The sequence below is a fragment of the Pseudomonas sp. BF-RE-25 genome, assembly GCF_019956105.1.
In the GTDB taxonomy this organism is placed as follows: Bacteria; Pseudomonadota; Gammaproteobacteria; order Pseudomonadales; family Pseudomonadaceae; genus Aquipseudomonas; species Aquipseudomonas migulae.
Map to the genome: position 1 here is coordinate 38,644 of NZ_JAHBDB010000006.1, position 13,077 is coordinate 51,720.

Annotated in this window: 13 protein-coding genes; 2 read left to right on the forward strand and 11 right to left on the reverse strand. The window is 60.7% G+C overall.

The window, feature by feature from the left end:
* Positions 1 to 12: 12 nt before the first annotated feature.
* The 7 genes from KGB24_RS03260 to KGB24_RS03290 form a co-directional block, all read right to left on the reverse strand.
* The gene (locus KGB24_RS03260) at positions 13 to 849 is read right to left on the reverse strand and encodes an amino acid ABC transporter ATP-binding protein (RefSeq protein ID WP_223413852.1); all 837 of its coding nucleotides are present in this window, start codon (positions 847 to 849) and stop codon (positions 13 to 15) included.
* Positions 836 to 1,624, reverse strand: coding sequence for an amino acid ABC transporter permease (locus tag KGB24_RS03265; protein ID WP_223413851.1), 789 nt, complete (start codon positions 1,622 to 1,624; stop codon positions 836 to 838). Before KGB24_RS03265 ends, KGB24_RS03260 begins: the two co-directional genes overlap by 14 nt.
* The gene (locus KGB24_RS03270) at positions 1,614 to 2,348 is read right to left on the reverse strand and encodes an amino acid ABC transporter permease (protein WP_008032829.1); all 735 of its coding nucleotides are present in this window, start codon (positions 2,346 to 2,348) and stop codon (positions 1,614 to 1,616) included. The genes KGB24_RS03265 and KGB24_RS03270 overlap by 11 nt, the downstream gene beginning before the upstream one ends.
* The gene (locus tag KGB24_RS03275; RefSeq protein ID WP_223413850.1) at positions 2,345 to 3,556 is read right to left on the reverse strand and encodes an aminotransferase class I/II-fold pyridoxal phosphate-dependent enzyme; all 1,212 of its coding nucleotides are present in this window, start codon (positions 3,554 to 3,556) and stop codon (positions 2,345 to 2,347) included. Before KGB24_RS03275 ends, KGB24_RS03270 begins: the two co-directional genes overlap by 4 nt.
* Positions 3,553 to 4,971: an FAD-binding oxidoreductase gene (locus KGB24_RS03280; RefSeq protein ID WP_223413849.1), complete on the reverse strand. Its 1,419-nt coding sequence runs from the start codon at positions 4,969 to 4,971 to the stop codon at positions 3,553 to 3,555. The genes KGB24_RS03275 and KGB24_RS03280 overlap by 4 nt, the downstream gene beginning before the upstream one ends.
* Positions 4,968 to 5,819, reverse strand: coding sequence for a transporter substrate-binding domain-containing protein (locus tag KGB24_RS03285; protein ID WP_008041180.1), 852 nt, complete (start codon positions 5,817 to 5,819; stop codon positions 4,968 to 4,970). Before KGB24_RS03285 ends, KGB24_RS03280 begins: the two co-directional genes overlap by 4 nt.
* Before the next feature lie 61 nt (positions 5,820 to 5,880).
* Complete coding sequence (locus KGB24_RS03290; RefSeq protein ID WP_008032825.1) at positions 5,881 to 6,723, reverse strand: transporter substrate-binding domain-containing protein; 843 nt, start codon at positions 6,721 to 6,723, stop codon at positions 5,881 to 5,883.
* A 253-nt stretch (positions 6,724 to 6,976) separates the two neighbouring features.
* Here KGB24_RS03290 and KGB24_RS03295 point away from each other — a divergent pair, with 253 nt between their 5' ends.
* The gene (locus tag KGB24_RS03295; RefSeq protein WP_008032824.1) at positions 6,977 to 7,846 is read left to right on the forward strand and encodes a LysR substrate-binding domain-containing protein; all 870 of its coding nucleotides are present in this window, start codon (positions 6,977 to 6,979) and stop codon (positions 7,844 to 7,846) included.
* 8 nt (positions 7,847 to 7,854) lie between these two features.
* Here the strand turns inward: KGB24_RS03295 and KGB24_RS03300 are convergent, their stop codons facing one another.
* Positions 7,855 to 8,070 carry a molybdopterin-binding protein gene (locus KGB24_RS03300; RefSeq protein ID WP_008032823.1) on the reverse strand — a complete coding sequence of 72 codons (216 nt, stop codon included), beginning with the start codon at positions 8,068 to 8,070 and terminating at the stop codon, positions 7,855 to 7,857.
* 756 nt (positions 8,071 to 8,826) lie between these two features.
* On the reverse strand, positions 8,827 to 9,021 hold the full coding sequence (locus KGB24_RS03305) for a hypothetical protein (RefSeq protein WP_008032821.1): 195 nt from the start codon (positions 9,019 to 9,021) through the stop codon (positions 8,827 to 8,829).
* Between the two features lie 233 nt (positions 9,022 to 9,254).
* Here KGB24_RS03305 and KGB24_RS03310 point away from each other — a divergent pair, with 233 nt between their 5' ends.
* The gene (locus KGB24_RS03310; RefSeq protein ID WP_008032820.1) at positions 9,255 to 9,464 is read left to right on the forward strand and encodes a hypothetical protein; all 210 of its coding nucleotides are present in this window, start codon (positions 9,255 to 9,257) and stop codon (positions 9,462 to 9,464) included.
* Between the two features lie 157 nt (positions 9,465 to 9,621).
* On the opposite strand, the gene KGB24_RS03315 is transcribed toward KGB24_RS03310, so the two are convergent.
* Together KGB24_RS03315 and KGB24_RS03320 are read right to left on the reverse strand one after the other, a co-directional pair.
* Positions 9,622 to 11,265: a fatty acid--CoA ligase gene (locus tag KGB24_RS03315; protein WP_223413847.1), complete on the reverse strand. Its 1,644-nt coding sequence runs from the start codon at positions 11,263 to 11,265 to the stop codon at positions 9,622 to 9,624.
* A gap of 32 nt (positions 11,266 to 11,297) precedes the next feature.
* Complete coding sequence (locus KGB24_RS03320; RefSeq protein WP_008032816.1) at positions 11,298 to 13,076, reverse strand: acyl-CoA dehydrogenase C-terminal domain-containing protein; 1,779 nt, start codon at positions 13,074 to 13,076, stop codon at positions 11,298 to 11,300.
* Position 13,077: the final 1 nt, after the last annotated feature.

Genomic DNA, 13,077 nt, shown 5'->3' on the forward strand with positions numbered 1-13,077 from the left:
GGCTCCTCAGTATTAGACGGACAGGCTGTAGCGACCCAGGTTGGTCAGCAGATACGGATCGTTGGCAACGGCGGGACGGCGTCCCGGATCACCCAAGGCATGGCGCAGGAATTCCGGGGTGCGCTCGCTGCTCGGGTGCTGGAAAATCTGTGCGGCGCTGCCGTGCTCGACGATCACGCCGTTTTCGGTGAAGTAGACGATGTCGCTGATCTCTTCGGCGAAGCGCATCTCGTGGGTGACCAGCACGCAGGTCATGCCCTCTTCGGTCAGCTCGCGAATCACCGTCAGCACTTCGCCGACGGTTTCCGGGTCAAGGGCCGAGGTCACTTCATCGAACAGGATCAATTCCGGGCGCATCGCCAGCGCCCGGGCAATCGCTACCCGCTGCTGCTGGCCGCCGGACAGTTGCCCCGGATAGGCATCGGCCTTGTGCTCCATGCGCACTTTCGCCAGCAAGGCACGCGCTTCTTTTTCGGCCTCGGCACGGCTGCGCCCCAACACCTTGCGCGGCGCAATCACCAGGTTTTCCAGCACCGACAAATGCGGGAACAGGTTGTACTGCTGAAAGACAAACCCCACGCGCTTGCGCAACTCGATGCGCTGGGCTTCCTGTGCCAGCGTGTGCACCTCGGTGGTGCCGACGCGGATGCTGCCGCGCTGGGGCTGCAACAACCCGGTGATGCAGCGCAGGATGGTCGATTTACCTGAACCGGACGGGCCGATGATCGACACCGCCTGCCCACGATGAACGTCGAGGTCGATGCCTTTGAGCACCGGATTATTGGCGAACGACAGGTGCAGATCGCGCAGGCTGACCAGAGGCTCGGCGACGGTTTCAGTAGAAGGCATAACGTCGCTCCAGGCGTTGGGTGAGACGGGAAATCGGGTAGCAATAAGCGAAGAACAGCACCAGCAGGCTCAGGTAAATCACCACGGTGAAGCCGGTCATGTTCACGGTGTTGCTGGCGATCTGCGCGGTGTCGATCACGTCATGCACACCCACCAGCGAGGCCAGCGCCGTGCCCATGGTGATCACCGCATACAGGTTCATCCACGGCGGCAACATGCGTTTGAAGCACTGCGGCAGGATGATCGAGCGGAAAATCTGCCCACGCGTGAACGCCAGCGAACGGGCCGCTTCCCACTGCGTGCTCGGGATCGAAGCGATGGCGCCACGGAAGATTTCCGCGACGTTGGCACTTGCCGGCAAGGCCAGGCCAATCGTGACCTTGACCCAGTCGGGGAACGAGACGTAGGCGCTGCCGATCTTGATTTCGAACGGGAACACATAGGTGGTGAAATAGATCAGCACCAGCCACGGCGCGTTGCGGAAAATCTGCACCCAGATCCGTGCCGGGAAACGCAGCAGACGCAGCGGCGACAACGCCAGTGCACCCACCAGCAACCCCAGCACCGACCCCAGCGCGATGGCGACCAGACTGATCAGAATGTTTTGCCCGAAGCCCACGGCCAGGGCTGGCGACCATTGCAGCAGCGCCTTCAGCACCGGGCTTTGCGGGGCCAACCACAGCAACCCGAGCACAACGCAGATCAGCAGCAACAATTTGCCGACGTGCCGCCGTGGCCAGGTCACCGGCGCGGTGACGGACGATTCAATGGCCATAGCCGGGCATCCTCAGGCGCGCTTCAAGGTAGCGCCCCACACAATTGACGATAAAACTCAGCAGACCGAAAAAGCTCAGAATCAGGATCATCAGTTCCAGCACGTTATCGCTCTGGGTCCAGATCATGATCGACGCGTAGGTGATATCGCCCACGGCAATCGCCGAGGCGACGGCGGTCATTTTCACCAGGTCGATCAGGTTGTTGATCAGCGATGGCAAGGCGAAGCGCAAGGCCAGCGGCAGTTGCACGTTCCACAACAACTGCCGAGCGTTGAACGCCAGGGAACTGGCCGCTTCCAGCGTCACGCCCGGCACCGCCTCGATGCCGGCTCGCAAGGCTTCGGCATGGAATGCGCCCTTGTGCAGCGAGATCACGATCACCACCCAGGCGAACGGCGTCAGCGGGTTCGCCGCGCCAACGGCCTGGGTCAGCAACATGTTCAGCACCAGGAAGGCGCAATACAGTTGCACCAGCGTCGGCGTGTTGCGGGTGACTTCGACGAACACCCGCGCCGGTTTCGCCAGCCACGGCTTGCCCGACGTCAGCATCGCCGCCAATCCCACGCCGGCGAGCAAACTGCCGACGATGGTGAACAGGCACAACAGCACCGTGGTCAGCGCGCCCTGCACCAGGGTGCCGCGTTGGTAGGCGTCCAGCAGAAAGCTGTAGTTCAGGCCGAACCCGGCGCTCCAGTGGACGAAAAGCTCCAGCCAGTGACTCATGCCGTACCCCGCAGTTGCGCGCAGGCCCGGGCAATCCGGCGTCCGGCTTCAGCCACGCTGTCGGTCGCGGTGGCGATGGACAGGCGAAACCACGGCGACAAACCATAAGCACTGCCTGCCACCCCAGCCACACCCTGCTCCAGCAAATACGCGACGACGTCGGCGTCGCTGTTCAAACGGACGCCGTCAGGGCGATAACGCCCCAGTAACCCGGCGCAGCGTACGAACACAAAGAAACCGCCCTGAGGCTCAAGCACTTCGAGACCGTCTACGTCGCGCAACGTGCTCACTAACACATCCCTTCTCAGTTGATAAGCCGCAACGTGCTCGGGCAGGAAATCCAGTCCTCCGTCAAAGGCCACCAATGCGGCCGCTTGCCCCACCGAGGAAGCCCCGGAAGTCGATTGCGACTGCACGACCGCCATTGCGCTGGTCAACAGTTGTGGCCCGGCACCGAAACCGATGCGCCACCCCGTCATTGCGTAGGTCTTGGACACACCGCCGACCAACAGGCAGCGCGCTTGCAGATCCGGCGCGACATTGAGCAGGCTCTGCGGCGGCTGACCGTCGAAACGAATGTGCTCATAGAGTTCATCCAGCAGGATCAACACCTGCGGATGACGGCGCAGCACCTCGGCGAGCGCCTGCAACTCGGCCACGCTGTAAACCGCGCCGCTGGGATTGCCGGGGCCGTTGAGGATCAACCAGCGCGTGCGCTCGCCGATGTGTTGCTCCAGTTGCGCGGCTGTCAGCTTGCAGCCCTGCTCCAGACCGCATTCGATAAATACCGGCTCGCCACCGTTGAAACGCACGCTGTCCGGAAACGACGGCCAGTACGGCGTGGGCACCAGCACTTCATCGCCTTCGTCGAGGGTCGCGGCAAAGGCGTTAAAGATGATTTGCTTGGCACCGTTGGCAATCACGATGGAGGGCAGCGAATACTCCAGTGCGTTTTCGCGCTGGAGCTTGCGTTGCACGGCAAGTCGCAAAGCCTTCACGCCCGGCGTCGGCGTGTACTTGGTGGCACCGGCGGCGATGGCGGCATACGCCGCCTGCTTGATGTGTTCGGGGGTATCGAAATCCGGCTCGCCGGTGGTCAGGTCGAGAATGTCGCGACCGGCTTCGCGCAATTCGGTAGCGCGGGATTTGGCGGCGGCGTTGGCCGACAAGGACACACGCTGCACACGCCTGGAAAGTTTTAGCGTCATGGCTGGGCAACCTCCACGACCTTGCCCGGATTGAGCAGGCTTTTCGGGTCCAGCGCTTGCTTGATGCGCCGCATCAGATCCAGCTCCACCGGGCTTTTGTAGCGATCCAGCAGGCCCAGCTTGCGTTGGCCGATGCCGTGTTCGGCGCTGATCGAGCCGCCGTGGGCATGGGCGCTGTCGTGAACCAGCAGGCTGAGCGCCGCGTAGTTCGCCATGTGCGCATCCACCGTCGAATCCAGCGGATGAGCGACGTTGTAATGCAGGTTGCCGTCGCCCAGATGGCCGAAGGTGAAATGCCGGACACCGGGAAAGTGCGCCTGCAACAGCGCATCGGTGTGGCTGACGAACGCCACGACCTGGGAAATCGGCACCGAGATGTCGTGCTTCATGTTGCGGCCGGCACGTTTCTGCGCCTCGCTCATGTTTTCGCGCAACAGCCACAGCGCTTCACTTTGTGCGAGGCTTTCGGCGATCAGCGCATTGGCCAGCAAATCCTTTTCGAACGCATCGCCGAGCACCACTTCAAAGGCGTCGCGGGCGTGAGCTTCGCTGTGGTTATCCGAGAGTTCCAGCAACGCGAACCAGGGTTGGCTGACACCGAGAAAAGGTTGTGGTCCCTCGGGAAATTGCTCGCGCAGCAGCGCCAGGCAATCGGCACTGAGCAGTTCGAAAGCCGTGAGGCTGGCGCCAAACCCGGCGCGGGCATGGGACAGGAATTGCACCGCCTGCGCCAGCGAGTCGAAGGCCAGCAACGCTGTGGCTTGCGCCTTGGGCAGCGGGAACAGTTTCAGCGTGGCGGCGGTGATAATGCCGAGGGTGCCTTCGCTGCCGATGTACAGGTCGCGCAGGTCATAACCGGTGTTGTCCTTGCGCAGACCACGCAGGCCATTCCAGATTTCCCCCTCGGCGGTCACCACTTCCAGCCCCAGCGTCAGCTCGCGGGTATTGCCGTAGCGCAACACGGCGGTGCCGCCGGCGTTGGTGCCGAGGTTGCCGCCAATCGTGCAACTGCCTTCGGCGCCCAGACTCAGAGGAAACAAGCGACCGGCCTCACGGGCGACGTCCTGCACGTTTTGCAGAATGCAGCCGGCTTCGACGGTCAGCGTGTCGTTGTCGGTGTCTACGGCGCGCACCCGGTTCAGGCGATCCAGCAACAGCAACACCGCATGGCCGCTGGCGTCCGGGGTGGCGCCGCCCATCAGGCCAGTGTTGCCGCCCTGCACCACCACGGGTGTATCGGTGGCCACGCAGGCGCGGACCACTGCCGCGACCTCTTCGGTATTGGCCGGGTGCACGGCGGCAATGACCTGGCCGACGTAACGGCCCTGTTTATCGGTCAGGTACGGCGCGGCCTCTTCGCTGCTCTGCACATGGCTGGCGCCGAGCAGTTGCTGCAAGTCTGCGAACAGACTCACGGAAGCACCGCCAGCGGCGCGGCGTTGCGATATTTTTCGTGCAAGTCACGCAGGGCCTGAGACGGCGCCATGCCGGTGCGTTCGCCCAGTTCGATCAGCCAGCCACTGCGGTGCCAGTCGCGCACGATCGCATCGAGTTTCGCCTGGGTATCGTGCTCGCCTTTGCGCAACCAGATCACCGAGTTGGAGGGGATCAAATCACCCGGCAGCGGGATTTCATAACCGGCCCACTCGGCATCGCTCAACAACGCATGCATGGTCGGGCTGACATGCACCGCCGCCACGCAGCCATTGCCGCGTAGCGACAACAACGACTCGGACTGGCTGCGGAACGCTTTGATCTCGGCGCCGTAGGTTTCCTGCAACGGCTTGATGAAGTTGCTGCCCTGGGACACGCACACCGGCTTGCCCTTGAGGTCGGCCCATTGGGTAATGCCCGAGCCTTTGCGAATCAACGCCGCGCCGCCCACCTCTTCATAAGGCGTGGGCACGTAATCGAGGATCTCGGCGCGCTCGTCGGTGAACTGCATGTTGGCGATCAGGATGTCGACCTTGCCCTGCTGCAAAAACTGCACGCGATTCGGCGCCAGGACCGAGACGGTGTTGGCTTCGACGCCCAAGGCCTTGGCAACGCCTTTGGCCAGTTCGACGTTGTAGCCCAGGTGCTCGCCCGTCTTCGGGTCGATGGTGCCGAACGGCGGCCCGCTGAGAATCACCCCGACACTGATGGCGTGGCGCTGCTCGATCTTGTCCAGCGTGGCATCGGCTTGAGCCAGGCTCGCGCCCAACACGACAGCGCCGGCCAGGCACAGCGAGGACAGGTTTTTTACGGAAAAATAGCGATTCATGCGCGACTACCTTGAACAGCCGTCGCGCAATGCGCCGGCGTAGTGAAGACGATGAGGTGAATCAGGCGCCGTTGGCCTGAAACTTCTTTTGCAACTCGACCAGCGCCGGTGACGCGGGCGTGATGCGGTTGCGGGTCTGCGCCTCGATCAGCCAGCCGCTGCGGTGCAGTTCCTTGACGATCGGGTCGAGCCTGGCCTGGGTGTCGCTTTCGCCACGACGGGTCCAGATCACCGAAGGCGCCGGGTTCAGTTCCGGGGTGATCGCCCGGTAGTCTTTCCATTCGGCACTGTCGGCGATCAACGGATTGACCAGCGTGGCGTCGTGCACTGCGGCGACGCAGTTATTGCCGCGCAACGCCAGCAAGGATTCCGACGAGCTCTTGAAGGCTTTGATCTCGACGCCCAACTCGGTGAGCGGCTTGACGTAGCTGCTGCCTTGCGAGGTGCAGACCGGCTGGCCCTTGAGGTCTTCCCAACGGCTGATCTTGCTGTCCTTGAGCACCGCAGCGGTGCCCCCGACCCGGTAAAACGGCGTCGGCACAAAACCGAGAATCTCACCGCGCTCCGCCGTCCATTCCATGTTGGCGATCAGCAAATCGACTTTGCCCTGCTGCAAAAATTGCACGCGGTTGGCCGGCAAGACGGGCACCAGCTCCACTTCAGCGCCCAACTGGCGACCCAGTTCCTGAGCGAGTTCGACGTTCAAGCCGCGTGGCTTCTGGGTGGCCGGATCAATCCCGCCAAACGGGCCGCCCGACAACAGCACGCCGACCGCCAGCGCATGACGCTGCTCGATCTTGTCCAGCGTCGCGTCAGCCTGGGCAGCCGTGCTGGCAGCCAGTGAGACCAGGGCGCCCAACATCACAGGCAATATTCGTTTTACAGGTGTGCGCTCGAACAACATGGTTTTCCCCCTCATGGATGATCGGCGTCCCCCGACCTGATGTGGGGGATCCTAGGTACAGCGTTGGCGTAACGGAAATTCAAATATCTAATATCGTTATAACTTGGCGTTTAAGCCTGAATACCGAAATGGCTACAACCCCAGCATTTACTTAGCATTAACCCTATATCTCTAAATAACTCAGCAAAAACACATAAACGTTCTTTATGTTTATGTTTAAACTCGTGATGTAAAAACAGCCCTGGAAACGCCCATGTCGACCCTGCCCACGCTTGATCTCGAATTGCTGCGCACTTTCATCGCGGTGGTGGATCACCACAGTTTTGCCGAGGCCGGCGCGCAACTGGACCGCACGCAATCGTCGGTCACCCAACACATGCAACGCCTGGAACAACAGGTCGGGGTGAATCTGTTCGAGAAACGCGGGCGGCAAAAACAACTGACGGAAGCCGGGCTGCAGTTGCTGCGCCACGCAAGGCAGATGCTCTCGCTTAATGACGAGGCCTTGAGTTCCCTGCGTGAAAGCAGCTTGAGCGGCGTGTTGCGCATCGGCTCGCCCCATGACATCGCCGACACGATCCTGCCGCCGATCCTCAGCCACATCGCTCGCTCAGCCCCGCGCTTGCGTTTGGAGATCGACGTCGGTCGCAGCCCGTTCCTGATGGAAGACCTGCACCGGGGCAAGGTCGACATGGTGATTTCCACTCGCGAAGACCCGAACCTCGAAGGCTTTGCCTTGCGTACTTCGCCGGTGTGGTGGATCTGCTCGGCGCAATACCTGCACAACCCCGGCGAACCCTTGCCGCTGATTCTCGTGGATGAGCCAAGCATCTATCGGCGCTATGCGTTGGAAGCGCTGGAACGCGCGAACATTCCCTGGCGTCAGGCGTACCTGGCGTCGAACCTGATCGGCATTAAAGCGGCGACGCGCGCGGGGCTGGGGGTCACCCCCCGAAGCATGGAAATGCTCGGCCCGGACATGCGTGTGCTGGGTGAAAATGATGGATTGCCGCGACTGCCGGACGTCACTTACTACCTGTGGATCCGGCCTAACACCGCCAACCTGATCGCGCGCAAGGCCTATGACCTGATCCGCGCGAGCCAGGGCCTGTCGTTTTCTTGAACGTCGATTCAGAGCTTGGCAATCGAGACCTCGGTGGATTTGACAAAGGCGATGACTTCGCTGCCCACCCTCAATTCGAGGTCGCGCACTGAGCGGGTGGTAATCACCGAGGTGACGATCCCGGATGCGGTTTGCACATCGATTTCCGAGACCACTTCGCCTTCGACGATTTCCTTGATGACACCCTTGAACTGGTTGCGAACGTTGATCGCTTTGATGGTCATGATGCGGCTTCCTGTGTGATATCGAACGCATCCGAACGGATGTGCAGGCGCCCAAAGTGCACTTCCCGAAACGACATTAAAAGGAATATATAATTATCTATTTATATCTTTTAGAAATATAAGACCTTGCCCGCATTTGCAGCGCACGCCAAATCTGTAGGAGCCCGGCTTGCTGGCGATGGCGATCTCACGGACGCCATCGCCGGCAAGCCGGGCTCCTACGGATCGGGGGTGTGTTCGGGATTGGGGGTTCACACCAAACCTGTAGGAGCCAGGCTTGCCGGCGATGGCGGTCTGGCGGGCGCTATCGCCAGCAAGCCGGCTCCTACGGATCGAGGGAGGATTCGGGATTGGGGGGGCACGCCAAACCTGTAGGAGCCGGCTTGCTGGCGATGGCGATCTCACGGACGCCATCGCCGGCAAGCCGGCTCCTACAAAATCGCGGGAGGATTCGGGATTGGGGGGCACGCCAAACCTGTAGGAGCCAGCTTGCTGGCGATGGCGATCTGGCGGGCGCCTTCGCCGGCAAGCCTGGCTCCTACAAAATCGCGGGGGAATTCGGGACTGGGGTTCACGCCAAACCTGTAGGAGCCGGCTTGCTGGCGATGGCGATTTCACGGGTGCCTTCGCCAGCAAGCCTGGCTCCTACGGATCGCGGGCGTGTTCGGGACTGGGTTTACGTCGGGTTGAGACACGCATGAAAAAGCCCAACCTGAAAAGGTTGGGCCGAGGTATTGAACAGGCACGTGTTTCCGTTCACTGGCGCGTATCCATCATTTTGTCGGCGAGCGCCTTGGCTCTTTCAATCAACAGATTCTGCCTGTCCTCATGAGTGGCCCCTCCTACAACCGGCGCCGTCAGATTGCTTTCCGCAATCAGCGCAGCGCAAAAATATTGATCCCAGACAGCTTTGTCCGCGGACGTCTGTGCGGTCATTCGGTCGGCAATCATCTCCGGCTCCTCCTGATGAAGTAGCACTGCCAGTTTACGCCCGATTCAAGCACATCCAAATGTCACCATTCGTCGCTAATGTAGACGCGACAAAGAATTGCCACAGCCTCTGGCGCAGGGATTGCAATCGCCGGTCGTAATCGCCCGGAAACGACGTAATTCTGACGCGACAACCATCAAATCAATATTTTGGACGCCAGCCATGCGCTGGGTCTTTTACCCGGAGATGTAACGTGTCAACTCTCAACGAAATCGCAGCGAACCACGCGAAAATGGCGAAAAAACTGGCGGGAGAGTCGACCGAAATGTGTGAGCGACAGCCGCTGGTAGTGGGTGGGTTTGAGGTCACTTCCGTTGTTGATGAGCAACCCCATGTGCCAATGCACCTCATCGTTGCCGGGCAGGACAATCACCTCGTCCAGGCTGCGGGCTATTTGCCTTGAGCTATTGCGACAGACTCAACGACATCGCCGCGACGCTTACACAGACCTGAAACGAAAAAAGGGATCAAGCATCTGGATGCATGATCCCCTTTGACGGATATGAAACAGCGGACCTCGCGATCAGTGGTCAGGGTTGACGTGGCATCCGCCGCGCCTTTCAGCTCGATTCGCTTTCCCGGATGAGCTTCTTGTTAATCTTCCCGACGCTGGTTTTAGGGATCTCGGCGACGAACCTGAACCGCTTGGGGATCGCCCATTTATTGATACGGCCACGCTCGACAAACCCTTGCAGGTGCACCTCCAGCATCTTGCGGTCGAGGTATTGCCCAGGCTCGCATACCACCAGCGCCATCGGCCGTTCGCCCCATTGCTCGTCCGCAATGCCCACGACTGCGACCGACATGACGGCCGGGTGTTCGCTGATCAGGCTTTCCAGTTCCAGGGAGCTGATCCACTCCCCGCCCGTCTTGATGACATCCTTGATTCGATCTTTGATTTCCACCCCTCCCAAAGGGTCAATGGAGGCCATGTCGCCGGTGTGCAGCCAGCCGTTGTGCCAAAGTTCTGCCCCCTTTTCGGGCTCCTTCAAATAGCCTTGGGTCAGCCAAGGCGCGCGCACCACGATCTCGCCCAGGGACTCTCCGTCATGGGCAACTTCATTGCCATTGGCATCGATGATTTTCAGGTCGACCATCGGCACAGTTGTGCCAGTCTTGATGCGGGTAACCAGTTGGGCCTGCGTGGATTGTGCGAGGTCTTCGTCACGCAGATAAGTCAGGCACAGCAGCGGGCAGGTTTCCGACATGCCGTAACCGCTGTGTACCTGAATACCTTTGGCACTCGCTTCACTGGCGATGCCCAAGGTCAGCGCACTGCCGCCCAGGAGCATTTTCCAGCCATCAAAACGAGTCCGCTGCGCTTCCTCGCAGTTCAGGATCATTTGCAAAATGGTCGGCACACAGTGGGAGAACGTGACCTTCTCCTCTCGATACAGCCTGACCAGACTGTTGGGCTCATAGCGGCCGGGGTACACCTGCTTGATGCCCATCAGGGTGGCGACATAGGGCACACCCCAGGCGTGCACATGGAACATCGGTGTGATCGGCATGTAGACATCATCGGAGCGCAGCAGCGGCAACCCCTGGTAGACGCCCAAAGTGCCCACGGCATTCAAGGTGTGCAAGACCAATTGGCGGTGGGTGAAATACACGCCTTTAGGGTCGCCAGTAGTGCCCGTGGTGTAGAAAAGGGTCGCCACCGAGTTTTCATCGAAATCGGCAAAGTCGTACTGGTCTGCGGCCCCGGCCAACAGGTTTTCATATTCCCCCAGCACCGGCAGCGACGTGGGAGTGGCTGTGTCGTCCGTAAGCTGCAAGTAACCTTTGACGGTGTTGAGCTGCCCCTGAATCTGTTCAACCAGAGGCAGGAAATCGTCATGCACGAGCACCAGGTCGTCCTCGGCATGGTTCATGGTGAAGAGCACCTGATCCGGCGAAAGACGAATGTTCACGGTGTGCAGCACCGCGCCGATCATCGGCACGGCAAAGAAACATTCCAGGTAGCGATGGCTATCCCAGTCAAGCAGGGCCACCGTGTCCCCGGCCTTGACGCCGGCAGCGGTCAAGGCGTTGGCCAGCTTGCGTATCCGCTGGTTGAGCGTCTGGTAGCTGTAGCGCAGCTTGTCGGCATACACGATTTCCCGGCCCGGCTCGTAGCGCACGCCGGACAACAACAATTGCTTGATCAGCAAGGGATAGGCGTAGGCGCCGTCGGCGGGCGGAATTATTTTTGTCGCCATCATGGTTGTGGTTCCCGGTCCTTTTTTACGTGGGCTCAGAACTGCTCTGCATCCAATTTATAGAGGCATTCGCTGCCAGCCTTGGCCGACGCGCTCAACGAGTGGATACGTGGCAGCAGACGGGCGAAGTAGAAGCGTGCAGTGACCAGTTTGCTGACATAGAACGCGTCCTTGGAATGCGTGCTCATGGCCGCTTTGGCCATTCGCGCCCACATGTAGGCGTACGCGGTGTAGCCGAACACGTGCAGGTACTCGACCGAAGCCGCGCCGATTTCATTCGGGTTGCTCTGGGCTCGGTCCAGCAACCATGCGGTCAGTTCGTCGAGGGTGTCGACGGCGGCGTTCAACGGTCTGGTGAACTCGCCGAGGTCAGCGCAGGAATTGGCGGTAAAGTTGCGGATTTCCGAAGCGAACAGCCGGTAGAGCGCCCCGCCGCTGCCGACGATTTTGCGCCCGGCCAGGTCCAGTGACTGGATACCGTTGGTGCCTTCGTAGATCTGGGTGATGCGCACATCGCGAACCAATTGCTCCTGGCCCCATTCGCGGATGTAGCCATGGCCGCCGAAGATCTGTTGGCCATGCACGGTGGTTTCCAGCCCCATGTCGGTGAGGAACGCCTTGGCCACAGGGGTCAGAAGCGACACCAGTTCCTGGGCGCGACTGCTGATTGACTCGTCTTCGCTGTACTTGGCGGTATCCAGCTGCAGGGCCACGTAGCTGGAAAACGCCCGCCCGCCTTCGTTCAAGGCCTTCATGGTCAACAACATCCGGCGTACATCCGGGTGAACGATGATCGGATCGGCGGCTTTGTCCTTGTTCTGCGCGCCCCTCGGCGAACGGCTTTGCAGACGGTCACGGGCGTATTCGACGGCGTTCTGGTAAGAGCGTTCGCCTTGCGCCAGGCCCTGAATACCCACGCCCAGACGTTCGTAATTCATCATGGTGAACATCGCCGCCAACCCTTTGTTCGGCGCGTCGACGATCCAGCCGGTGGCGCCGTCAAAGTTCATCACGCACGTGGCGGAGGCCTTGATGCCCATCTTGTGCTCGATGGAACCGCAGGACAGCGAGTTGCGCTCACCCAGCGAGCCATCAGCATTGACCAGCACCTTGGGCACCAGGAACAGCGAAATGCCTTTCGGTCCCGCCGGTGCATCCGGCAAGCGCGCCAGTACCAGGTGGATGATGTTTTCGGTCAGGTCGTGCTCACCGCCGGTGATGAATATCTTGCTGCCGCTGATCTTGAAACTGCCGTCGGCCTGAGGTTCGGCACGGGTGCGAATCAGGCCCAGGTCTGTGCCGGCATGCGCTTCGGTCAGGCACATCGAGCCGGTCCAGGTGCCGTCGTACAGGTTCGGCAAGTAGGTGGCTTTCAGTGCTTCGCTGGCGTGAGCATTGATCGACAGGCACGCGCCGGCCGTCAACATCGGGTACAGGCCGAAGGACAGGCTGGCCGAATTGACCATCTCTTCGACCTGAGCCGAAATGGCCTTGGGCATGCCCATGCCACCGAACCGCGGATCGCCACCTACGCCCACCCAGCCACCTTCGGCAAAAGCCTTGTAGGCGGCGGCAAAACCATCCGGTGCCGTCACCGCGCCATTGCTCCAGGTGCAGCCTTGTTCATCGCTGCTGCGGTTCAGCGGTGCAATCACTTCGGCGCTGATCTTGCCGGCTTCTTCGAGGATCGCGGCGGCCGTTTCTTCATCGATCACCTCGGCCAGGCCAGGCAATTTGGCCCACAACCGGGACACCTGGAAAACCTCGTTGAGTACGAAGTGCATGTCACGCAAAGGAGCTTTGTAATCAGACATC